Below are 22,672 nucleotides of genomic sequence, written 5' to 3' on the forward strand. Positions count from 1 at the left end.
CGCGTTGAAAGGACAGGGGGTTTTCATGGGCGAATATCGCAGGCTCTGGTGGACGTTGATCGCGGTCCTGACCGTCACCTTCGCCATATTGGGGGTGTCGGGGGTCGAGGTCTATCGCAAAGCGCCGCCCATCCCGGCGCAGGTCGTCACCGCCTCGGGCGAGGTGCTGATGACCCGCGACGATATTCTGACCGGCCAGACGGCATGGCAGAGCACCGGCGGAATGCAGCTCGGTTCGATCTGGGGGCACGGCGCCTATCAGGCCCCCGACTGGTCCGCCGACTGGCTGCACCGCGAACTGACCGCCTGGCTCGGCCTTGCGGCCGAGGAGAGCTACGGCAAGGCGTTCGACGCGCTCGATGTCGAACAGAAAGCCGCGCTGACGCACGGGCTGAAACAGGAATATCGGCACAACAGCCTCGACCCCGCGACGGGCACGGTCACCGTTTCGGACCGTCGCGCCCGGGCCATCGTCCTGACCGCCGATCATTTTGACCGCCTCTACGGCAGCGATCCCGCGCTGCGGTCGATGCGCGACAATTATGCGATGAAGGAGGACACGCTGCCCGATCCCGCCAGGCGGGCGGCGCTCACCGATTTCTTCTTCTGGACCGCGTGGGCGGCGTCGACCGAACGGCCGGGCACGATCGCCACCTACACTAACAACTGGCCACCCGAACCGCTGATCGGCAACCAGCCGACGCCGGAAAATATCCTGTGGTCGCTCGCCTGCGTCGTCATCCTGATCGCAGGCGTCGGTGCGCTCATCTGGGGCTGGGCGTTTTTGCGCCGGCACGACGATACACCGCCCGTCGCCGCAGAGCGCGATCCGCTGACCCTCGCGGCGCTGACGCCGTCGCAGCGCGCGCTCGGCAAATATCTGTTCGTGGTGCTCGCGCTCTTTGTCTTTCAGGTGTTTATCGGCGGCTTCACCGCCCATTATACGATCGAGGGACAAAGCTTTTACGGCATCGATGTCTCGCAATGGTTTCCCTATGCGCTGACCCGCACATGGCACGTGCAGAGCGCGGTGCTGTGGATCGCGACGGCCTTCCTCGCCGCGGGCCTGTTTCTCGCGCCGGTCATCCACGGCGGCGACCCGAAGCATCAGAAGCTGGGAGTCGACATCCTCTTCTGGGCGCTGCTCCTCGTCGTCGTCGGGTCGTTTGCCGGCAATTATCTGGCGATCGCGCAGACGATGCCGACCGAACTCGGCTTCTGGCTCGGGCATCAGGGATATGAATATCTCGACCTCGGGCGGGTCTGGCAGATCGCGCTGTTCGGCGGACTGCTCTTCTGGCTGGTGCTGATGCTGCGCGGCATGCTGCCCGCGTTGCGCAAGGGGGAGGGCGACAGGAACCTGCTCGCGCTGCTCACCATCGCCACCGTCGCGATCGGGCTCTTCTATGGTTCGGGCCTCTTCTATGGCGAGCGCACGCACATCACGATCATGGAATATTGGCGCTGGTGGGTGGTCCATTTGTGGGTCGAGGGGATTTTCGAGGTGTTCGCGACCGCGGCGCTCGCCTTCATCTTCGCGTCGATGGGACTGGTCTCGAAGCGCATCGCGACTGCGGCCAGCCTTGCGTCGGCGTCGCTCTTCATGGTCGGCGGCGTGCCGGGCACCTTCCACCATCTCTACTTCTCCGGAACGACGACGCCGGTCATGGCGGTGGGCGCCGCGTTCAGTGCGCTCGAGGTGGTGCCGCTGATCGTGCTCGGTTACGAAGCGTGGGAGCATTGGAGCCTGCGCAACCGCGCGCCGTGGATGCGTCCGCTGCGCTGGCCGCTGATGTGTTTCGTCGCGGTCGCCTTCTGGAACATGCTCGGCGCGGGCGTCTTCGGTTTCATGATCAACACGCCGGTCGCGCTCTTCTATCTTCAGGGATTGAACACCACCGCGGTCCACGCGCATGCCGCGCTGTTCGGGGTCTATGGCTTCCTCGCGCTGGGTTTCACGCTCCTCGTGCTGCGCTACATCCGACCCGAGATCGCGTTCAGCGAGCGGTTGATGCGGACCGGTTTCTGGGGGCTCAACGCCGGCCTCGTGCTGATGATCTTCACCAGCCTGCTGCCCGTCGGCCTGTTCCAGTTCGAAGCCAGCGTGACGACGGGCATGTGGTATGCGCGCAGCGACGAATTCCTGCAGCAGGATTTCCTCGAAACGCTGCGCTGGGTCCGCACCTTTGGCGATGTCGTGTTCATTCTCGGCGCAGTCGCGGTGGCCTGGCAGGTCGTGATCCTCAGCCTGTGGCGCAAGGGCGCGCGGGCGTGACCCGGGCGATAGCCGCCGACGGGGACGGCCGGGACAGGGCGCCGCCGCTATGGCTTCGGGGCGGCTATCGGCTGTTGTTCGGGTGCGGCGCGTTGTGGGCGGTGGCAGTCGTCGTCCTGTGGCTCGGTGCGTTCGGCGGATACTGGACGCTGCCGACCGCGATGACGCCGCTCGCCTGGCACCAGCACGAGATGCTGTTCGGTTATCTCGGCGCGGTGATCGGCGGTTTCGTCAGCGCGGCGATCCCCAACTGGACCGGGCGCCCGACGGTGAAGGGCTGGCCCGTCGCGGCCGTCGTCCTCCTGTGGTTCGCGGCGCGACTGGCGATCCTGTTTTCGGCGACGGTGCCGCTACCGATCGGGGCGGTGCTCGATGTCGCCTATCCCCTCTTCCTTCTTGCCTATGCCGCGCGCGAGATCGTCGCGTCGGGCAACCGTAACAAGCCGATCCTCGTCATCCTCTTCCTGTTCGCCATCGCCTACGCGCTCGATCATGCCGCGATGATGGGGGCACTCGCCGACCCTGCGTGGGGCATGCGGATGGGCTTTGCGCTGATCCTGCTGCTGATTTCGCTGATCGGCGGCCGGATCACGCCCGCCTTCACCCGTAACTGGCTGGTGCGGCAGGGCACGGCCGAGGGGCTGCCGGTCATGCCGGGGCGGTTCGACATGGGGGCGATCGGGATTACCGCGCTCGCGCTCGCGGCATGGGTTCTGGCGCCCGCCGGTTCGATCGCGGGCGGGCTGCTGGTGCTGGCGGGCGGCGTGCAGGCGGCTCGTCTCGCGCGCTGGGCGGGGATCAGGGCACGACGCGATCCGCTCGTCCTTGTCCTCCATATCTCCTATGCTTGGTTGCCGATCGGCCTGATCCTGCTCGGCGGCACGATCCTGTATCCGTTCATGCCGGTTTCGAGTGCCGTGCACGCGCTGGCCGCCGGTGCGATGGCGACGATGACATTGGCGGTGATGACGCGCGCGACGCGCGGCCACACCGGTCGCCCGCTCGAGGCCGACTGCGCGACGGTCGCCATCTATGCGCTGGTGCATCTGGGCGCGCTGCTGCGCGTGAGCGCGCCCTTGCTCCCGTTCGATTATGGGCGCACCGTCGAAGTCGCCGGCGGGCTGTGGGGCGCCGCGTTCCTGCTGTTTGTTGCGGTCTACGGGCCGATGGCGCTGCGGCCCGTTTCCCGGGCCGGAACGGGCGCTTGAGATCGGGTTTCAAGCGGGGACATGGCCGTGCAGCGCAAGCCTGTCCTTCGCGGCCGGCGGGCGGTGGCCAGTGGCCAAACGGAAGCGCGTCGCCGCCGGCTATCTCTTCCGTCCGTCGTTCATCGCCATCATCACCGACAGCGCCAGCGTCGCGGCACCGCGCTTGATCGTCGGTTCGGGGACGGGCGCGAAGAAGGGGGAGTGATTGACGGGCATCGGCTTGCCTTCCGCCTTATATTGTGCGGCCATCGCCGGATCCTGTCCGCCGATTGCAAAGAAGACCGACGGGACGCCCGCGTTGATGAACTCGGAAAAATCCTCGCTCGCGGTGCCGCCCGCTTCGCTCGCCGGCACGAAAGTCACCGCCTTGCCGAACGCGGCACTCAGCACCGCGGCCGAGCGTGCCGACAGCGAAGGGTCGTTATAGACTGCACTGGTGGCGCCCGGGCGTTCGATCGTGGGTGCCGGCGCTCGGGCCATGTCCGCAACGCTCCGCGCGGTGCGCTGTACGCCGTCGATCAGCAGCTTGCGCGTCGCATCGTCGTGCGAACGCAGCGTCAGTTTCAGGTCGGCATGGTCGGGGATGATGTTGTTGACCGTGCCCGCGACGAAGCTGCCGACGGTGATGACGCCGAACGCCTTGGGATCCTTCTCGCGGCTGATCACCGACTGGACATCGGTGACGAAGCGGCTGCCCATCATCACCGGATCGATGCTCTTGTCGGGCATCGATCCGTGCGCTCCGACGCCGTGAAAAGTGATGTGGATCGCGTCGGAAGCCGAGCTGACCACGCCGTCCTTCACGACCACGGCGCCGGCGGGCAGCGGAGCGACATGCGCCGCGAAGCCGACATCGGGTTTCGGCCAGCGGGTGAACAGGCCGTCGGCGATCATCGCCTCGGCGCCGCTCACCGATTCCTCCGACGGCTGGCCGATGAACATCAGCGTGCCCTGCCACTGGTCCTTCATCGCGACCAGTGCCGCCGCCGCGCCGACCCACCACGCCATGTGGCTGTCGTGTCCGCAGCTGTGCGTGACATAGGAGAGCTTGCCGTCGACCGTCTGCTGCGCACGACTGGCATAGGGGAGGCCGGTTTTCTCCTCCATCGGCAGCGCGTCCATTTCGGTGCGGACAAGCACGGTGGGTCCTGCGCCATTCTTGAAGATCGCGACGATTCCGGTCTTGCCGACCTGTTCGGTCACCGTGAAACCCAGCTTGCGCATTTCGCCCGCGAGCAGCGCGGCGGTGCGTTTCTCCTGAAAGCCGACTTCGGGGTTGGCGTGGAGATCCTTGTAGAGCGCGTCGAGGTGCGGATACTGCCGGTCGAGCGAGGCGTCGATCCGCGCGCGCGCGGTGGCGACGTCGAAGCCCGGCTGCGCCGATGCCGACGGCTCGGCGGTGTTCCGGGCAAGCGCCGGGGCGGCGCAGGCGAGCGCCGGAATGGTGATGAGGCCGGCGGCCAGGGGCAACAACATCTCGCGCATGGAATTACTCCGTCTGAATGGGAAACGGGGGGCGGTCAGCGCAGCAGCGCGGTGACGAGGCGTTCGAGGAAGTCATCGGTGACCGGCCGGTCCGCCAGATAGCCCTGATCGATCGCCGCGGTGATGGCGAAGTTGATTTCGAAGGGCGTCAGGACAGGGGCGATGCCCTGCTCGCCGAGCGCGCGGGCCAGCGTCGCGACATTGGCTTTCCGCCGCTGGCGCTGCGCATCGATGATCGGCGCGATCAACCCGGGCGCCGCGCGCCGCGTCTCATAAATGGCGGGTAGGCAGGTGCCCACGACCGGGTCGTCGTAGCGGTTGCGGACGCGAACCGCGAAATCGAGCAGGTCGGCTTTTGCATCGCCGCTGTCGACGAGCAACGCATCGTCGAAGCGATCGTTGAAGGCGTCGACGAGGGCTGCGACTGCCGACGGCCAGCGGCGATAGAAGGTTGGGCGCGGGATGCCCGCGTGCTGGCAGATGCGGTTGATCGACAGGCCCGCGAATCCCTGTTCGCCCAGAATGGCGACGGCACTGCGCTTGATCCGCTCGTCCAGCTCGGCCTGTCGGGGCCGTCCTGCCGTCGTGTCCCTTTCACCCACTGCCATGACTTCCATCTGTGCGGCCCCCGCAATGCCCGATCATGCCGCCACAGGCGAATGAATAATATCGATACATTCATGTATCGATATATTGAATGCGGTCAAGGGCTTCATGCCATTCGTGTCGCCGAGTCCCGCATTTCCGCCTTCGCCCGGGGATTGACACGCGCACCGATTATACGCCAAGACCGAATTTCGATGCATATTTGTATCGAAATAGATCGCGGCAGCGACAGATAATGACCAGAAGGGCGTCCGGCGGGCCAACCCTTCGGCTTCGCCGCGACGGGCAAACAGGGAAGGGCTCTCGATATGTTGGACAATCGCAAATTATTGCTCGTGATTTCGGCATCGGCTTTCGCATTCGCCGGCACCCCCGCTTTCGCGCAGGAAGCGCCTGCCGCCGAGACCGCGGCCGATGCAGGTGCGAACGAGATCGTCGTCACCGGCTCGCGTATCGCGCGCCGTGATTTCGAGGCGACGAGTCCGATCGTCACGCTCGGCGCCGACGCCGTGGCGGCAACCGGGCAGGCGACGCTGGAAGGCGCGCTCAATCAGCTTCCGCAATTCTCGGCGGGCACGACGGCCTTCTCGAACGATCTCAACGCGACCGGCCAGGCGACGCTCAACCTTCGCGGTCTCGGCGCGCAGCGCAATCTGGTGCTGCTCGACGGGCGCCGCCTGCAACCGTCGAATTCCAGCCAGGTCATCGACATCAACACCATCCCCTCGATCCTCGTCGGCGGGACCGAGATCATCAGCGGCGGCGCCTCCGCGGTTTATGGCTCCGATGCGATCTCGGGCGTCGTCAATTTCAAGGTGCGCGAGCTCGACGGTATCGAGATATCGGGCCAGAATACGCTGACCGAGCGCGGCGATGGCGGCATTCGCGATCTTGCGATCGGCGCAGGCACGCGCTTCGCCGATGGCCGGGGTCGCATCGTCGTCGGCGCGGCCTATACCGACCGCGATGCCGTCCACATCAACAACCGCGCCTTCTTCCGCCGGAATCAGGGCGTCTCGGGTACGATCCCGTTCGGCATCTTCACGCCCGGTGCCAATCCTGCCAGCCAGCAAGCGCTCGACAACGCTTTTGCCGCATATGGGATCGCACCGGGGTCGGTGATTCCCGCGTCGGGGATCGGGGTGAATTCGGACGGCACGCTCTTCGCCAACGGGCGCGGCGTCTACAATTATCGTGACGATGTCGCCCATCTCTACAACAACGGGCAGGCGCTGCTGCAGGTGCCGTCGACGACCTATACGCAGATTCCGCTCGAGCGCATCTCGACCTTCGGCCGCGCGACCTTCGAGGCGACCGACAATATCAAGCTGTTCGTCCAGGGACTCTACACCGACTATACGTCGACGACCATCCAGGACCCGGCCCCCAACGCCGGGCTGTGGACGATCCGTGTTCCGGTCACCAATCCCTTCGTTCCGGCGGCGCTCCAGCCCATCCTTGCGTCGCGGCCCAATCCGGCGGCGCCGGTCTTCGTGACCAAGCGCTACAGCGAGGCGGGGCCGCGCAGCGTCGACCACAAGGCGACGACGTGGCAGGTGCTCGGCGGCGCATCGGGCAAGTTCGGCGACAGCGGCATCACCTGGGAGCTCTACGGTTCGACGGGGAAGAGCGTCGTCGACGATATCTCCTACGGTTCGGTCTTCACCAGCAAGGTGCAGCAACTGGCATCGGCGGCCGACGGCGGCGCTTCGATCTGCGCGGGCGGCTACAATCCCTTCGCGGTCACCAACTCGCCCGAATGCGTCGCTTTCATCAGCGGCGTGACGCGCAACCGCACCGAGACGAAACAGGATGTCGTCGAACTCAACCTGCAAGGCGGGATTGCGCAGCTTCCCGCAGGTGAGCTGCGCTTCGCGGCGGGCATCGGCTATCGCCGCAACGAATTCGCCTTCACCCCCGATCCCGAGCAGGTCACGGGCAATATCGTCGCAATCGCGCGCACCTCGCCGACCGCGGGTTCGACGAGCGCGAAGGAAGCCTATGCCGAGCTGCTGATCCCGCTGCTCCACGACATTCCGTTGATTCAGGAGCTTACGGTCGACGCCGCTTACCGCTATTCGAATTACAAGCAGAGCGGCGGCGTTTCGACCTACAAGGTCGATGTCGACTGGACGGTGGTTACCGGCGTGCGCCTGCGTGGCGGCTATCAGCGCGCGATCCGCGCGCCGAATGTCGGCGAACTCTATACCGCGACGACGGGAGTATTCCCGACCATCGGGTCGGTGGCCAACGGCGCCGGCGATCCGTGCGACACGCGCAGCACGTTCCGGAGCGGCGCCAATGCGGCGCGGGTGCGCGCGATCTGCGTTGCACAGGGGATGCCTGATGTGCTCGCCGACTCCTATATCAACAACGTCACGCAGGTCGCGGCCTTCCTGTCGGGCAACGCGAATCTGAAGCCCGAAAAAGCCGACACCTGGACGGTCGGCGCGGTCCTGTCGCCCCGCGCGGCTTCGCCATGGCTGTCGAATTTCCGGGCGTCGGTCGACTATTACAACATCGCCATCGACGACGCGATCGCGACGATCCCGGTGTCGGTGTCGCTGAACAAATGCTTCAACGCCGACGGCAGCAATCCGGGCTACGACGCGAATAATTTCTTCTGCTCGCTGATCGGCCGCGACGTCAATTCGGGCGGCATCACCAATGCGCTCCAGCCTTATCTGAATCTCGGCGGCTACAAGACGTCGGGGGTCGACGTGCAGCTCGACTGGTCGGTGCGTCTCGCCGATGTCGGTCTCGGCGACGGATCGGGGCGCTTCGGCATCTCGTCGGTGATCAACTATCTCGACACATTCGAGATCCAGAACCTGCCCGGCACGCCGTTCCAGGATTTCAGCCGCACGATCGGATCGGGGACGACCCTCCCTCGCTGGCGGTCGACGACCTCCTTTACCTTCGGCACCGATACGGTGAACGCGCTGCTGCGCTGGCGGCATATCGGGGCGATGATGGATGCGTCGAAGGTGACCAACGCGGCAAGCACGACACCGGGGGTCAAGGCCCATGACTATTTCGATCTCTCGCTGCGGATCGACCCGATCGAGCGGTTCAGCCTGCGCTTCGGGGTGAACAATCTGTTCGACAAGACACCGCCGGTGGTCGGCGGCGTCCTCGGACAAACCGATGCGGGCACCTACGACGTGCTTGGCCGTACCTATTATCTCGCCGCCACCGCGCGTTTCTAAGCGTCAGAAAAGGGAGAAGACCCATGTCGAAGGGGATGCGATCGGCGGCGATATTCGCCGCTTTGGGATTGGCGACCGTACAGCCTGCGCTGGCGGCGCAGGCGCCGTTAGCGCAGACGGTGCCCGCTCCCGCGGCGGGAGCGCTGATCGACAGCCGGCCGCTCGCGTCCGAATTCGGCCTCGACGGAGCAGCGCAGGCCTTTGCGATCCGCTACGGATCGACCGACGGCATCACCGGCAGCGGTATTGTACCAGTGACCGGCGCATTGTTCATCCCACGGGGCACGCCGCCCGCGGGGGGATGGCCGGTGATCGCCTGGGCGCACGGAACCGTCGGCATTGGTGATGATTGCGCGCCGTCGCGCAACCCGCGCTCGGCGCGCGACCGCACCTATCTCGATCATTGGCTGGGCGAGGGCTATGCCATCGTTGCCACCGATTATCAGGGACTCGGCGCGCCCGGGCCGCACCCCTATCTGAACAGCCGCGCCGCTGCCTATTCGACCCTCGATGCCGTGCGCGCGGTACTCGGCGGCGATTTCGGCCTCGCGAACAAGGTGCTGCTCGTCGGCCAGTCGCAGGGCGCGGGCGCGGCCTTCGCGACCGCCGGCTATGCGGCGGACTATGCGCCCGGCCTCGATATCCGTGGCACGGTCGCGACCGGTATCCCCAACCTTGCGGCGGTGCCGGCCGGGGCTGCCGGCGACGACGAAAAGGTCGACCGGATCATCGCCTATCTGCTCTACATCGCCTCGGCGGCGCAGCAGATCGATCCGAAATATGATCCCGCCGCGGTCCTGACCGATCGCGCCATGCCGCTTTTCGACCGCGCCGCCGATACCTGTGTCGTCGATATGTTCGGCGCGGTGGTCGAGGCCGGACTGACGCGCGCCAATACATTCAAGACCGATTTCTGGCGCCATTATGCGCCGATGCTGACGCACGCCGGATACCCGACGCTTAGCATTCGCACCCCGATTTTCATCGGCACCGGCGCGGAGGACATCGACACCCCCGCATCGATGCAAAAAGCCCTTGTCGAGGCGGCCTGCGCCGCCGGATCGGTGATCGAGGCGCATGTCTATCCGGGGCTTGACCATTCGGGAACGGTCAACCGCTCATTCGCTGATTCCCGGCTCTTCGCGCGCAGCGTCATGGCAGGCGAAACCATCACCGCGACCTGTGCGCCCGGCGGCAAGGAAAGTTGAATAGCGCGTTCGAATATATGGCGGCGCGATCCGGGCGATCGTCCTATTCCCGTGACGTGCGCCCGGAAGCGGAAAGGGTGCTTTCGGCCAGACCCTGCCTTGGCAACCGTGGCGACGGTGTGCCGAAAGGCCGCGGCGGCTGTTCGGGCGAAGTACGGGCATTGTCGATCATGAAACGGTAACTTCAAACTTGAATGGCTAAAGGCGAGCCGGGGTTATCGGCAGGGTCAGCCGGACCACCAGCCCGTGCGGAGAATTGGCTTCGAGATGCATCGCCCCGCCGTGCAGATGGGCGATGGTTTCGACGAGCGACAAGCCAAGCCCCGCGCCGGTTCCGCCGCGAGCCGGGTCGAGGCGGACAAAGCGCCGGGTTGCTTCGGCCATCTGGCTTTGGCTCAGCCCGGTGCCATCGTCGCTTACCGTCAGTTCAACCTCGCCGTCGCCGGCTTCGCGGGCGCCGATCCGGATCACCGATCCCCCGGCCGCATATTTGAGCGCGTTGTCGACGAGGTTCGACAGCGCCCGCACCAGCAATTCGCGGTGCGCGAATATGTCGAGCCCGGGCGCGGCGTCGACCGCGATCGCAAAGCCACGGTCCTCGGCGAGCGGGCCATAGACCTCCGCCATGTCGTCGAGCATCGGGCGCAGGGCAAATCGCGCGAACTGGTCGCGCCCGATCCCCGCCTCGGCCCGGCTGATTTCGAGGGCGGTGTCGAGCAGGCGATGCAGGCCGTCGGCTTCCTCGATCGCACCGGCGATCGCCGTCTGCACTTCCGCATCCTCCGTTCGCCCGAGCGCCTGTTCGAGCCGGGCCTTCATCCGCGACACCGGCGAGCGCAAATCATGCGCCATCGAATCGGTCACCATGCGCAGTTCGCGCACCAGCCCCGCGATGCGGCCGAACATCGCGTTGATCGAAAGTGCCAGCCGGTCGAAGGCATCGCCCGTATCGTCGCGCTCGACACGGGCATCGAGCCTGCCGCCGACGAAGGCATTCGCCGCGCGCGAAAAGACATCGATCCGGCGTGCAAGGATCCACGCGACAAGCGTGGCCATCAGCATCGCGATAATGAGCCCGACGCCGATTGCGTAGAAGAAAGCCGTTTCGCTGGCTTCGGCCAGCTGGCGCTGCGTTTCGAGTGTCTCGCCGGTCAGCAGGGCATAGCCGCCGGGCAGGCGCGTGGTAACGACACCGATCGGTTCGGGAGCGGTCGCGCCTTCGCGGGTGAGCAACCTCTGTCGCCAGTTCGCGGTATCGGCGACCGTTGCCGGCCATTCGTGCAGATTGCCCACCAGCCGTTTCCCGTCGGGGGCCTTCAGCAGCACGACGAAATTGCGGTCGTCGCGCGCCTTCAAGCGATATTCGATCGCCTCGATCAGGCCCGACAGGCCGAGCTGCCGATAGTCGTCGATCAGGTCGTCGCGGGCGACTTCGGCGGCGGTGCGCGCGTCGGACAGGATCGCTGCCGCGGTGAAGCGGTGGATGACGGTCAGGCCCAGCGCGAGCGCGGCAACCTGTGCGAGGACGAGCATCAGCGTCAGACGGACAATCGTGCTGCCGAAAAGCCCGCGTCGCACGGCGCGTCAGTCCGGGCTGCCGAGCATATAGCCGGCGCCGCGTATGGTGTGGACGAGCGGCTTGTCGAAGCCGTCGTCGACCTTGCGGCGCAGGCGGCTGACATGGACGTCGACGACGTTGGTGCCCGGGTCGAAATGATATTCCCAGACTCCCTCCAGCATCATCGTCCGGGTCACGACCTGATCCTTGTGGCGCAGCAGATATTCGAGCAGCCGGAATTCGCGCGGCTGCAGTTCGACGCGCTTGCCTGCGCGTGTCACGCGGCGATTGAGCAGGTTCATCTCCAGATCCTCGCATGCCAGGATCGTTTCGGTGGCCGCGCCGGCCGACGGTCTTGCGATCAACAGTTTCAACCGCGCGAGCAGTTCCGAAAAGGCGAACGGTTTGGACAGATAGTCGTCGGCTCCCGAAGTGAGCCCCTCGACCCGCGCGTCGACCGCGCCGAGCGAGGAGAGGATGATGACCGGAGTGCTGATCCGGGCCGCGCGCATCGCGGCGAGCACCGCCATGCCGTCCATGCCGGGCAGCATGCGATCGAGGACGATCGCGTCGTAGCTGCCGTCAGTCGCGTGGAACAGGCCGTCGCGGCCGTCGGCGGCATGATCGACCAGGAAGCCTTGGCCCGTCAGGCTCTTGCAGATGAAATCCGCCGTGGTCCGGTCGTCCTCGATCACCAGTATCTTTTGCGACATGGGCAAACTTTCCAGTGCGAAGGCCTGTGTTCGATCGATGGCTATACCCGTTTGCCCGGTCATGGCTAACAGGAAGCCGCAGGGGCCCGGTCTCCGGTCGCCGGTTGGGGTGCCATGCGCTCCTCCTTGCCGCGGGCGGGACGCGAGACGATGTGATGGATCGCGGTCATGCCGCTGGCAAAGGCCATGCCGCGCGGTCCGGCAATATAGCGCGGCTCCCAATGCGTCGCGAACTTAGCCTTGTAGCTTCTCAGCCCCTCGAAGCCATAAAGCAGCTCGCCATGCCGGAACAGGAAGGCGGCGCCGCGTGCCCATGCCGGGGCAAGCTTGCGCCCGTCGATCCCCGACAGGGGCGCGATCCCCAGTGTGAACCACCGGTAGGCTTCGGCCTGCGCATGCAGGATCAGGCGGACGAACAGATAATCCATCACGCCATAGGGGATGTCGCGCGCATGGCGCATCAGGTCGACCGACATTTCTTCGTGGTTCGGGGTCGCGAGAATATTCGCGAAGGCGACGATGCGCCCGCCGACGCGCACCACGGCGCATGGAAAATGCCCCAGATAGGCGGGATCGAAACTGCCGAGACTGAACCCCTTTTCACGCTGTTTTTTCGCGTCGAGCCAATCGTCCGATACCGCTTTGAGTTCGTGGAGATGTTGCGGCACCTCGGCGGCGGGGATGATGGCGAACGCGGCGCCCTCCTGCACCGCGCGGCGTTCGGAATGGCGCAGCGACTTGGCCTGGGGGCCTGCCAGCGAAAAGGCTCCAAGTTCGACCCGCGCTTCCTCGCCATATTTGACGATCGACAGGCCCAGATCGATCGCGGGCGGGAGGCAGGCGGCGCTGATCTGGTAGAGCAGGATGTGGCCCTGTGCGGCGTCGGCGCGTTCGCGAAGTTTCCAGAGCAGGTCGGCCCAGCGCTCCTCGCGTCCGACCGGGTCGCCCATCACGATCCAGTTTGCGCCCTGTACCCGGTACATGAGGAAGGCGTCGCCTTCGTCGGCGAGCAGGAAATGCTTGTCGCCGGTGAAAGCGAGAAAGGCGTCGCTGTGGTTGGCGGCCGCCATCGCCGGCGCGAGTTGATCGAAATTGACGATCGCATCGCGCGGGGCGCGCGGCGATGGCGCAAACAGTCTCCAGAGTGCGAGGCCGGCCACCAGCACCGCGATACCGAACAGTGCGCGCAAAAAGCGCGGGGCGTCGCCGTTCAGGCTGAACTGCCACCATAGACTGCTGGTGTAGGCGACATGCTTGTATGCAAAAAAGCCGGCGAAAGCCGACGCCATGACCGCGGTCAGCGCCGCGACGATCCAGCCGCTCGACAGCGGTGCGTCGAGCAGGGACGTGGTCCGGTAAAAGGCGGGCCGGCTCCACTGGAGCGCGGCGCAGATCGCCGACAGGATCAGTGCCTCTTCATAGTCGAAGCCTTTGGTGAGTGAAAACAGGATGGCGCCGAGCAGCAGGGTGCGGGTCGCGAAAAAGGCGCCGTCCAGCCGGCGAAGCAGTCCGGGCGCGAGAAAGAGCAGCAGCGTTCCCGACAGGCTGGCGGCGATGTGTGACGCCTCGACAAAGGGTAGCGGCAGGACGTGCCTGAGGGCGTGCATCCGGCCGGCTTCGGCTGGCGTCGCGCCCGACAGCAGCAGGATCAGGCCACCCGCGAATACCAGCGCGGCGAGGAGAGGGGGGGCGAGGTCGCGGAGGAGCGATTGACCGGCCTGCGCAATCTCTCTTGCTGGCGGCCGCCAGGCCTTGCTTTCGTGCCAGACGAGCAGCAGCGCTGCGAGCAACAGCGGCAGCAGGTAATAGACGACGCGATAGGCCAGCAGCGCCGCGAGCAACTGCGCCTTGTCGCCGGGCACGGTGGCGATCACCACCGCCTCGAAGACCCCCAGTCCGCCGGGCACATGACTGATCAGCGCGGCGATAATGGCAAGCGCATAGCCGAGGAAAAAGGCGGGGTAGGCTGAAGGATCGGGGGCGGGGAGCAGAACATAGAGCGCCGCGCTCGCGGCGGCGAGATCGAATGCCGCTACCAGGGTCATCCCGGCGCTTTGCCCGAGGTGGGGCAGCGGCGTGCGCCAGCCGCCGATAACGAAGGCATCGAGTCCGAAATGACGGAGCAGCGGCGGGATGAGGCACAGGGTCAGCACCGCAAGGCCGGCGAGATGGAGCCAGTGAAGCGACAGTCCCCAATCGAAGAAGGGAAGGATATGGGTGCTCGCCAGAGCGGCAAGGCCGGCGAGAAGGATGACGCCGTTCCAGAAACCGAGGCTCGCCAGCGCGATCACGCTGCCGATCTGGCCCCCGCTCAGCCCCGCCGCACGATAGACGCGGTAGCGCGCGGACCCGCCGGTCAGCAGCGCCAGCCCCAGATTGTGGCTGAGGGTGTAGCTGGTGAAGGATGCCAGTGCGTAGGTTCGCCAAGGCAGCTTCCGGTCGATGACTTTCAGCGCGAAGCGATCGTACAGCGTCAGCATCAGATAGCTTGCGGCGGTCAGCAGCAGCGCTGCGCCGATCTGGCCGGCCGATAGCGTGTCGAAGGCCTGACGGACCGCGTGTGGCCGGACCGAATGGAGCAGCCTGAACAGCGCCGCCAGTCCGAGCGCCGCGACCACCAGCGCGGTCGCGATCGACAGCACCCGCTTGTTGCGCCGCCCCCACGTCATGGCATTCGCCAATAGCGTCATCGCCGGGTCCACTCCTGATACTTGCAGATCAGGCCGCCAAGGATACAGCCCGATATGCGCAGGCTGTTCGCGCTCTTTAGTTCAATCGTAGAGTAAAAGCGACGCCCCTCGTCGGGAACATAGACCTTTCCCGTCCAGCGGCCGGTCCCGCTTGCGCGATAGTCGCTGAGCAATTCGGTGCCGACCAGCGCGCTCACACCTGCGGCGCGCGCGTCGGCGATCGCTTGCGGGCCGGCCCAGACGATATTGCCGCACAGCAGCGCGCCGCAACCATGGGTGCGCACAAGGATCGTTCCCCTGGGGTTTTGCCACAGCCCGAAGGGTGTTGCGGTCGTTGTCGCTTGAGCGCTGCCAGCGAGCGCCGCCAGTGATGCGATGTTCAGGAAAAGCCTCATCTCATTCGCTCCTTGCCGGTTGGGCCGCGCCGAGCGCGGGCAGGATTGCCGCCGCGAGGGCCTGGTCGTCGGAATTCAGCTTGTGCCCGCCGGGCAGGGCTATGCGGCGGACGTTGGGCATCTGGAGTTCGGGGCACAGGCTGCCCGCCTCGTCGATGCCGTGAATGCAGGTCACGGACACCCAGCGGAGTCGCGACGCCGTTGGATAGGCGCGCTGATCGGGCGTTTCGAGCCCGGCGAGTTCGATCGGAGAAGCCCGGAATATGACATCCTCGCCGGGTACGATCAGCACCACCGACCGGATCGGCTGACGCGCGGCTTCGGTGAATTGTGCGAGTCCGGCGTGGAGCATGTCGGCGCCGAAGGACTGGCCGATCAGCACGACATGATCCGTCTTCCCAAGCGTCATCGCCCGGATCATGGCGATCCTGATCAGGCCGGCCGTTTCCTCCGGTGTCCGGCGCGGCGAAAAATAGGTCAGCGAATTGACGGTGACGACGGCGTATCCGCGCGCGTGCAGGCGTGCGGCAATGCGCGGAGTCATCCCGATCCGGTTGCCCATGTCGCCCGACAAGATGACGATCGCGGGTTTTGCGGGACCGGCGCGGGCAGCCGGCATGTCGAGGAACAGCGGGCCGTTGTAGTAGCCGGCGTGGAGATAGACTCCGGCCGCGATACCGAGCGCGAAGAGCAGGGCGAAAAGCCATTTTTTCACGGGACCTCCTTCGCAGTCGTGGCGATGATCGCACCTGGCCTTTGGGCTGACGGAGCGAGGATAGGTGGTCGCGCTCGTCCGGAAGCTGGCGCGAGGATTACGATATTGTCATGTCGCGGCCATGCCCCGGTCGGATCGCAGCGGGTAGCAGGAGGGCGTCCAAGGCGGGGTTTTTCCTTGCTCCCTGTACCCCCCGGTCCCCGCCTGGACACCCCACATCAACCCGCCCGCATCCGGGCGGGCCCTCTGGAGAGAAGAGCATGGCACGCATTGGAACCCTGATCGGCCTCGGTCTCGCATCGACGTTGATGATCACCGCGCCGGTATTCGCATCGACACCGGCGGCATCGACCGCCGCTGCCCAGCCGGCGACGCACACTCTGGCGAAACAGACCGTGGCTCCCAAGACCGCAACGCTCAAGCGCGTCGCGGCGAAGCGGCAAAATACGCATCTCGCAAAGGCGACGCTGAGCAACGGCAAGAAGGTCACCTACAACTGCAGCCTCGCGGGCAACAAGAACAAGCAGGCCTGCAAGAGCTGACCCCGGCACCCGCCAGCCGCGGACGGCCCGCTGTCCGTCCAGTTCCCGAACCCGCCGGGAGCTGGCCGGGCAGCGGGCCGTTCCGCAACGGGAGCAAAGGTCGACGCTCCGCAGCCGGATGAGGCACGCCCGGCTGCGCTGGATTTGGGGGACGAAAAACCGGCGGGCGACGACCGCGGCGATCGGGCACCGTTGGCGATCCCGTGGATCGCCGTTTGACAGGAGCGCGTGGCCGCTGCCAACAGGGCGTCAGCGAGGAGGCTTGGGGTGGTCCACGATATGCTCGGCCATGTCGACGTGATGCATGTCACCGCGGGTTTGCTCGTCGGTATCATGGTGGGGCTCACGGGGGTTGGCGGCGGGTCGCTGATGACGCCGCTGCTGGTGTTGATGTTCGGGGTCAATGCCAAGACCGCGGTGGGCACCGACCTGCTCTTTGCCGCGATAACGAAGACGGTGGGGAGCGCCGTTCACGGTTGGCGCGACACGGTCGATTGGCACATTTTTCGCCGGCTTGCCGCAGGATCCATCCCCGCCGCGCTTCTTGCGGTCGTCGCGCTGCAGGGGCTCGGCGAAATCGGTTCGCGCGCCGAGCATGTCATCATCCTGTTTCTCGGTTGCATGCTGATCCTGACCGCCTTCGCGGCGCTATTCCAGAACTGGCTGATGCGGCTCGCGCGGCGGAGCGGCAGTCGGAGCGACCGGGGCGCGTTGCTTCCGACGGTGATACTCGGAGCCTTCATCGGGGCTGCGGTCTCGATTTCGTCGGTCGGGGCGGGCGCGATCGGCGTGACCGCGTTGCTGATGCTCTATCCGAACCTGCCGGTTTCGCGGATCGTGGGGACCGACATCGTTCACGCGGTTCCGCTCGCTCTGGTCGCGGGTTCGGGACACTGGCTCTATGGTGATGTCGATCCGGTGCTGCTCCTCAGCCTGCTGGTCGGGTCGATCCCCGGTGTGATCGTCGGCAGCCTCCTGTCCAGCCGCGCGCCCGATCACCTGCTGCGTCCGGCGCTTGCCGCCGTGCTGCTGTTTTCCGGGGTCAAGCTGCTCACCGGTTGATGCGCGGCGGGAAGGTGCCAGACATCCAGGGTCGCCATTTCCCTTACCAGCTTCGCGTGTAGGCGACGGTGAGTGTCGCGCCGTTGGCGGGAACGCGGCTCGTGTTGGTGTTGCTGCGCAAGAGCTGGCCGTAGACGGGCAGATACTGGTTGTTCAGCAGATTCTCGACCCCGAGCGTCAGCTGATCCTTTTCGGTGACCTCGTAACGGGCGATCAGGTCGACGAGCAAATAGCTTTCGACCTCGCGTCGGCCGAAGCTCGCAACACCGTTCAGGCGATAGTCGCGGTCGCCCGAAAACAGGCCCTGGAGGCGGAGGTTCAGCCGGTCGGTGGGGGCATATTCGGCATAGGCGGTGATCTTGAGCGGCGGGATGCGGTAACCGGTCATCGTCTGCCAGCGGGGCGCGGTCGCCGCCTTTTCACGCCCGCGCAAATAGGTGACGCTGCCGCCGAACCGCACTGCGTCCCCCGCATCGCCGAAGTCGAGCGACGCCTCGACGCCCTTGATACGCTCGGCGGTGCGCAGCAGGATCAGCCCGTTGTTGAAGCTTTGCACGTCGCCGAGGCCGGAGGTGGTGCGGAACAGCGCGACCGCGCCCTTCGTTCTGCCGAAGTTGCCGCGCCATCCCAGTTCATAGCTGTCGATCCTGACCGGCTTCAGGTCCGAATTGTCGATGTTGAACCCCGCATTGGCGTTGCGCAGTTGCAGCCCAACGTCGGGAAGCTGGAAACCCTGCGAGAAGGAGGCGTAGACGCTCTGGTTTGCGGCCGGAGTCAGCGTCGCGCCGGCATTGAAGGTCCAGCCGTCGAAGCTGATCGTGCCACCCTGAACCGCGACGGGGGCGGGCGCGCGATATTGCGAGAGCGGGGTGAAGGTGTCGAACGACGCTTCGGCGCGATCGTAACGGACGCCGCCTTCGACCGCGAGCAGGTCGGAGAAGCGATGCTGGAGCTGGACGAAGGCGCCCTGCGTGTCCGTCGTGAGTTCGGGCATATAGACGAGCGTGCCGGTGCGCCTGAAGACGAGCCCGCCGCTCGCGTCATAGGCCGCGGGGTCGAAGATATCGAGCGGCATGTCGCTGACCTCGCGGCCGAGATCGCCGCCCCAGCTGATCGCGGTCCGCTCGGCAACCGGGGTCTCGATGGTCAGGCGCGCGCCATAGGTTTTGCTGTTCTGATACACCTGATCGACGTTGCGGCCGCGCGTGGCGACGCCGCGGGCGTCGAACGGCGTGAAGCGGACGAACATGTCGCGGTAATAGCCGAGCAGGTCGAGCTTGCTGCCAAGGACGTCGCTGTTGCGATAGCCGAAGGTCGCGACGACGTTGCGGACCTGATTCTGGTCGGCGAGCTCGAGGCCCTTGATCGGGCGCGCGAGCACACTCCCCGCGGGCAGGCGGCCGGGCGCCGGGTCGGCGGCATAATCGCTGTTCTGGTCGGCGCGATAATAGCTCGCCGAGGCGTGGACATAGCCGGCGTCGCCGAGCCTGTGCCCGACTTTCCCGCCGATATTCCAGACATTGCTGTCGATCAGGTCGCCCTGGCTCGGTTCGGGGGCGCGGCGGTCGCCATGGCCGTCGAAGCCGGCACCGATGCGCTGGTAGCCGCCGTTGAGCGCGAAATCGAGCGAGCCCGCGGTGCCCGACGCGAATTGCTGGAGCCGCACGCCAAGGCTGTCGTCTGTCAGGTTCGAAAGCGATGTGACGGCCGACAGGGTGGTTTCGATCCGCAAGGGGCCGCCAGCGGGTCGGGTGTTGATCGAGATGATGCCGCCGGTCGCACCGCTGCCATAGATCGCGCTGCCGCCGCGCAATACCTCGACGCTTTCGATATCGTTCGGATTGACGCTGATCAGGTTGCGCGAGCTGTCGCGGTTGGTGTTGTAGGGAACGCCGTCGACGAGCACGAGCGCGCCGCGCCCGCGCAGCGTCTGTCCGAAATCGGTGATGGTGCGGCTCGAATCGGCGAGCCCGGGGACGGCCTTGGCGAGGATCGTCGAAAGCGTGTCCGACGCGGCCCGCGCCGTCTCCAGTTCCTCGCGGTCGATCGTCGTGATCTGGTGCGTCGGGGCGACGATGCCCGAGCTGGTGCGCTGCGCGGTCACGACGATATCGCCGCCGGACTTCTGTTCGTCCTCCGCGCGCGCCGGCGCCGGAATGGAAGCGAGCGTTGCCGACATGACGATGAAAGAGACCGGACGAACGCCAGAGAGGAACATGCAGGCACCTGGAAGCTGGGAGAGGAGCGCGCCCTTAATCGCAACTGCGAGTGAATTGCAAGAATCGAGGTTGCGGTCCAGCGGGTCGGGGCAGGGGCGATGTTGCGGCGGGTTCCTCTACGGGCAGTTTTGCCCGATGCTGGCGGTCCTGTTTACCCATTCGCGCTGGCCGGCGTTGCGGGTTCGCTGTCTTGGCCGGTCGGGGACGCCCCTATCCCGCGTCAATCTCCACCAGATCCTCGATGAACAGCGAGACGAGCATTGCCTCGCTGTTCACGCCGGCCTTGGCGTAGATCTGGCTGAGTTGCGATCGCACCGTTCCCGTCGCGGCGCCGCGCAGCCGTGCGATGTCGGCGATTTCGAAACCCTTGAGCGCGAACAGCGCCACGTCGCGTTCGCCGGGGGAAAGGTCCCATTCCGCGAACCGCAATGCGATATGCTCGGACAGGGCGCCCCTTGCCCTGGCGAGCGACTGCTCGTTCCGGTGCAATTCCCGGTGGATCGCGCGAACATAGCGCGACCCCATGACGACGCCGGCGAGCAGGGCAAAGGCGACGAGGCATTCCATCACGACTTCAAGGTCAACGCCCTGTTTCGCCTGACCCAGCAGATCGTCGACGCCGTCGATAACGAAATAGGCGGCGGCGACCGATTGAATGATCAGGATGATGACGGGCAGGGTGATGGTGCGGTTTGCCATCCCGTTCGGCGATGCGGCGATGGTCTTTGCAGGTTGTGGCATGGACTTCTGCTTAGCAAGGGGAGTTCAAGCGCCTGCTTATAGGCAGGATCCGCCGGGCGACCTAGCGTCTCTTCCACCGACAAATTCAGATGGAGGAGACCATGCCACGCCGGATGCGGTGCAATCGGCGCTGACAAAAGTGCCCGCGGTGACGCTGGGTTTCTGGATCATCAAGATATTGGCCACGACCTTCGGCGAAACCGCGGGCGATACGGTCAGCATGTCGATGAATCTCGGCTACCTTGCCGGGACCTGCATATTCGCGAGCCTGCTGATCGTCCTTGTCGGTGCGCAGATCGCGGCTCGGCGGTTTCACCCCATGCTGTACTGGGCGACGATCATCGCCTCGACCACGGCGGGAACCACGATGGCGGACTTCGCGACGCGCTCGCTCGGTATCGGCTATCCGGGCGGGTCGATCATGTTGCTGACGCTGGTATTATTTTCGTTGGCCGTCTGGCACCGGGCGCTCGGTAACATCTCGGTCCAGTCGGTGCACGAACCCAAGGCCGAGATATATTATTGGCTGACGATCACCCTGTCGCAGACGCTCGGCACCGCGCTCGGTGACTGGGTTGCCGACGGGGCGTTCGGTTATCTGGGTTCGGCGCTGTTGTTCGGGGCGTTGCTCGCGCTTCTTGCCTTCGCTTATTGCCGCACGTCGTTCGACCGGGTTGGCCTCTTCTGGGCGGCGTTCATCCTGACAAGGCCGCTCGGCGCCGTGGTTGGCGATTTCCTCGACAAGCCCGTCGCAAAGGGCGGGCTCGAACTCAGCCGGGCGGGGGCGTCGCTGGTGCTCGGCATCGCCATCGTCGTGCTGATCCTCGCCTTTCCCCAGCGTGCTGCGACGAAGGAGGCGGAGCATGGCGCCTAACCGGCTTTCCAAAGGCGCGTTGGTCTACGCGCTTGTGGCCGCATTCATATCGGGTAACGCATGGGCGGGACCACCGTTCCTGACCGATGACCCCGAGCCTACCGATACCGGACATTGGGAAATCTACGCCCCGCTCGTCGAAGCCGAAGGCCGCGGCGCGGATTTCGAGGGTTCGGCGGGCGTCGAGCTGAACTATGGCGCCGCGCCCGATCTGCAGATTACCATTGGCCTTCCTATGGCCTTCTCCCACGATCGGGGCGGGTGGCGCCGCGGCGCTGGCGACGTTGCGGTCTCCGCAAAATATCGTTTTTATCAGGACGAAGCCGCTGGGCTCTCGGTCGCCGCCTTTCCCGGCATGACCCTGCCGACGGCGAGCAACGGCATGGGGAATGGCAGAGTGACGGCGCTTCTGCCGGTCTGGGCGCAAAAGGACATCGGCGCATGGTCGATCTTCGGAGGCGGGGGTTATGCGATCAATCCCGGGCCGGGAAATCGCGATCATTGGGAAGGCGGCATTGCGGTCGCCCGCCGGATCGACCCCCATCTTCTGATCGGGGTCGAAGCCGACCGGAAGGGAGCCGATACGATCGACGGGTGCTCTTCCACCAGCCTTGGTCTGGGCGGCATCTATCAGCTGGGCGGGGCCCTGCGGCTCCTGGCGTCGGGTGGCCCGAGCTTTGCCGATGGCGAAGGCAAAGCCGGGTTTCACGGCTTTCTGACGTTGGGGATGGATTTCTAGACCCCGCGCTTGCTGACTCGCGGTCGTTTCGATCCGGGTTCATCCGCGGGCAAGAGGTGGATTGCAGCAATGGTCCCCCCGGCAATGGCGCGCGAACGCATCGGGGGCTGCGTCGACTGGGACCGTCGCGCCCATGGTCGATATGCCGCGGCGCGGGTGAGGGGGGGGGGGCAGCGGGCGAACCTCGTATCCGGCGCGCGCTGCCGTGCTGCCGCAAAGCATTTCGCCGCATATGGCGCAGCAACAGCGGGTCTCGACTATAATATCGTGGACATGGCCGAGGGACATTGCGTGCGTTTCAACGGCTGCCGACTTGCCGATACGGTAGCCGGCCGGAAAATCCCGTTCTTGACGCAGTCCCTGCGCGCGCCGGTCGTTGCTCCATCGGGCGAACGGCCAAGCCGGCTCGCCGGGGACGGCGGGCGCGGAGTTT

At 65.8% G+C, this 22,672-nt stretch carries 17 protein-coding genes; 8 read left to right on the plus strand and 9 right to left on the minus strand.

Features of this window, described 5'->3' with window-relative positions:
- Window positions 1-25 precede the first annotated feature (25 nt).
- Both EAO27_RS06055 and EAO27_RS06060 read left to right on the plus strand, forming a co-directional pair.
- Entirely contained in the window at window positions 26-2,275 is a 2,250-nt protein-coding gene (locus tag EAO27_RS06055) for a nitric-oxide reductase large subunit (RefSeq protein WP_242778214.1), read from the plus strand.
- Complete coding sequence (locus tag EAO27_RS06060; protein WP_242778217.1) at window positions 2,272-3,483, plus strand: NnrS family protein; 1,212 nt, start codon at window positions 2,272-2,274, stop codon at window positions 3,481-3,483. Before EAO27_RS06055 ends, EAO27_RS06060 begins: the two co-directional genes overlap by 4 nt.
- Window positions 3,484-3,582: 99 nt before the next feature.
- On the opposite strand, the gene EAO27_RS06065 is transcribed toward EAO27_RS06060, so the two are convergent.
- Both EAO27_RS06065 and EAO27_RS06070 read right to left on the minus strand, forming a co-directional pair.
- Window positions 3,583-4,968, minus strand: coding sequence for an amidohydrolase (locus EAO27_RS06065; protein WP_242778221.1), 1,386 nt, complete (start codon window positions 4,966-4,968; stop codon window positions 3,583-3,585).
- A 35-nt stretch (window positions 4,969-5,003) separates the two neighbouring features.
- Window positions 5,004-5,576: a TetR/AcrR family transcriptional regulator gene (locus tag EAO27_RS06070; protein WP_242778224.1), complete on the minus strand. Its 573-nt coding sequence runs from the start codon at window positions 5,574-5,576 to the stop codon at window positions 5,004-5,006.
- Between the two features lie 306 nt (window positions 5,577-5,882).
- On the opposite strand from EAO27_RS06070, the gene EAO27_RS06075 reads away from it, so the two are divergent.
- Window positions 5,883-8,783: a TonB-dependent receptor gene (locus EAO27_RS06075; RefSeq protein ID WP_242778227.1), complete on the plus strand. Its 2,901-nt coding sequence runs from the start codon at window positions 5,883-5,885 to the stop codon at window positions 8,781-8,783.
- Between the two features lie 23 nt (window positions 8,784-8,806).
- Window positions 8,807-9,991 (plus strand): lipase family protein, encoded by a 1,185-nt coding sequence (locus EAO27_RS06080; RefSeq protein ID WP_242778230.1) that lies wholly within the window; start codon window positions 8,807-8,809, stop codon window positions 9,989-9,991.
- A 198-nt stretch (window positions 9,992-10,189) separates the two neighbouring features.
- On the opposite strand, the gene EAO27_RS06085 is transcribed toward EAO27_RS06080, so the two are convergent.
- From EAO27_RS06085 to EAO27_RS06105, 5 genes are all read right to left on the minus strand, one after another.
- A complete protein-coding gene (locus EAO27_RS06085) occupies window positions 10,190-11,569 on the minus strand; it encodes a HAMP domain-containing sensor histidine kinase (RefSeq protein ID WP_242778233.1) in 1,380 nt (459 codons plus the stop codon).
- Window positions 11,570-11,575: 6 nt separating this feature from the next.
- Entirely contained in the window at window positions 11,576-12,262 is a 687-nt protein-coding gene (locus EAO27_RS06090) for a response regulator transcription factor (protein WP_242778236.1), read from the minus strand.
- A gap of 65 nt (window positions 12,263-12,327) precedes the next feature.
- Window positions 12,328-14,952, minus strand: a complete 2,625-nt coding sequence (gene mprF / locus EAO27_RS06095) for a bifunctional lysylphosphatidylglycerol flippase/synthetase MprF (RefSeq protein ID WP_242778239.1) — start codon at window positions 14,950-14,952, stop codon at window positions 12,328-12,330.
- Window positions 14,949-15,347 carry a DUF2147 domain-containing protein gene (locus tag EAO27_RS06100; protein WP_242778242.1) on the minus strand — a complete coding sequence of 133 codons (399 nt, stop codon included), beginning with the start codon at window positions 15,345-15,347 and terminating at the stop codon, window positions 14,949-14,951. Before EAO27_RS06100 ends, mprF begins: the two co-directional genes overlap by 4 nt.
- A gap of 1 nt (window position 15,348) precedes the next feature.
- Window positions 15,349-16,062 (minus strand): virulence factor, encoded by a 714-nt coding sequence (locus EAO27_RS06105; RefSeq protein WP_242778245.1) that lies wholly within the window; start codon window positions 16,060-16,062, stop codon window positions 15,349-15,351.
- A gap of 260 nt (window positions 16,063-16,322) precedes the next feature.
- Between EAO27_RS06105 and EAO27_RS06110 the strand changes: the two genes are divergently transcribed.
- Both EAO27_RS06110 and EAO27_RS06115 read left to right on the plus strand, forming a co-directional pair.
- Complete coding sequence (locus EAO27_RS06110) at window positions 16,323-16,604, plus strand: hypothetical protein (RefSeq protein ID WP_242778247.1); 282 nt, start codon at window positions 16,323-16,325, stop codon at window positions 16,602-16,604.
- A gap of 279 nt (window positions 16,605-16,883) precedes the next feature.
- Window positions 16,884-17,666, plus strand: a complete 783-nt coding sequence (locus tag EAO27_RS06115) for a sulfite exporter TauE/SafE family protein (protein ID WP_242780460.1) — start codon at window positions 16,884-16,886, stop codon at window positions 17,664-17,666.
- 43 nt (window positions 17,667-17,709) lie between these two features.
- On the opposite strand, the gene EAO27_RS06120 is transcribed toward EAO27_RS06115, so the two are convergent.
- Together EAO27_RS06120 and EAO27_RS06125 are read right to left on the minus strand one after the other, a co-directional pair.
- Window positions 17,710-19,845 (minus strand): TonB-dependent siderophore receptor, encoded by a 2,136-nt coding sequence (locus tag EAO27_RS06120; RefSeq protein WP_242778250.1) that lies wholly within the window; start codon window positions 19,843-19,845, stop codon window positions 17,710-17,712.
- Between the two features lie 250 nt (window positions 19,846-20,095).
- Window positions 20,096-20,584, minus strand: a complete 489-nt coding sequence (locus EAO27_RS06125; protein WP_242778253.1) for a hypothetical protein — start codon at window positions 20,582-20,584, stop codon at window positions 20,096-20,098.
- Between the two features lie 160 nt (window positions 20,585-20,744).
- Here EAO27_RS06125 and EAO27_RS06130 point away from each other — a divergent pair, with 160 nt between their 5' ends.
- Complete coding sequence (locus EAO27_RS06130; RefSeq protein WP_242778255.1) at window positions 20,745-21,500, plus strand: hypothetical protein; 756 nt, start codon at window positions 20,745-20,747, stop codon at window positions 21,498-21,500.
- Window positions 21,490-22,239, plus strand: a complete 750-nt coding sequence (locus EAO27_RS06135) for a transporter (RefSeq protein WP_242778258.1) — start codon at window positions 21,490-21,492, stop codon at window positions 22,237-22,239. The genes EAO27_RS06130 and EAO27_RS06135 overlap by 11 nt, the downstream gene beginning before the upstream one ends.
- Window positions 22,240-22,672 lie beyond the last annotated feature (433 nt).

This window comes from Sphingopyxis sp. YF1, from assembly GCF_022701295.1.
Lineage (GTDB): Bacteria > Pseudomonadota > Alphaproteobacteria > Sphingomonadales > Sphingomonadaceae > Sphingopyxis.

What these genes read in the sequence shown, in the direction of transcription:
- EAO27_RS06055 (WP_242778214.1), top strand. Translation starts at nt 26, where the DNA reads ATGGGCGAATATCGCAGGCTCTGGTGGACGTTGATCGCGGTCCTGACC.
- EAO27_RS06065 (WP_242778221.1), bottom strand. Translation starts at nt 4,968, where the DNA reads ATGCGCGAGATGTTGTTGCCCCTGGCCGCCGGCCTCATCACCATTCCG.
- EAO27_RS06070 (WP_242778224.1), bottom strand. Translation starts at nt 5,576, where the DNA reads ATGGCAGTGGGTGAAAGGGACACGACGGCAGGACGGCCCCGACAGGCC.
- EAO27_RS06075 (WP_242778227.1), top strand. Translation starts at nt 5,883, where the DNA reads ATGTTGGACAATCGCAAATTATTGCTCGTGATTTCGGCATCGGCTTTC.
- EAO27_RS06080 (WP_242778230.1), top strand. Translation starts at nt 8,807, where the DNA reads ATGTCGAAGGGGATGCGATCGGCGGCGATATTCGCCGCTTTGGGATTG.
- EAO27_RS06090 (WP_242778236.1), bottom strand. Translation starts at nt 12,262, where the DNA reads ATGTCGCAAAAGATACTGGTGATCGAGGACGACCGGACCACGGCGGAT.
- mprF (WP_242778239.1), bottom strand. Translation starts at nt 14,952, where the DNA reads ATGACGCTATTGGCGAATGCCATGACGTGGGGGCGGCGCAACAAGCGG.
- EAO27_RS06100 (WP_242778242.1), bottom strand. Translation starts at nt 15,347, where the DNA reads ATGAGGCTTTTCCTGAACATCGCATCACTGGCGGCGCTCGCTGGCAGC.
- EAO27_RS06110 (WP_242778247.1), top strand. Translation starts at nt 16,323, where the DNA reads ATGGCACGCATTGGAACCCTGATCGGCCTCGGTCTCGCATCGACGTTG.
- EAO27_RS06115 (WP_242780460.1), top strand. Translation starts at nt 16,884, where the DNA reads ATGCTCGGCCATGTCGACGTGATGCATGTCACCGCGGGTTTGCTCGTC.
- EAO27_RS06120 (WP_242778250.1), bottom strand. Translation starts at nt 19,845, where the DNA reads ATGTCGGCAACGCTCGCTTCCATTCCGGCGCCGGCGCGCGCGGAGGAC.
- EAO27_RS06125 (WP_242778253.1), bottom strand. Translation starts at nt 20,584, where the DNA reads ATGGCAAACCGCACCATCACCCTGCCCGTCATCATCCTGATCATTCAA.
- EAO27_RS06135 (WP_242778258.1), top strand. Translation starts at nt 21,490, where the DNA reads ATGGCGCCTAACCGGCTTTCCAAAGGCGCGTTGGTCTACGCGCTTGTG.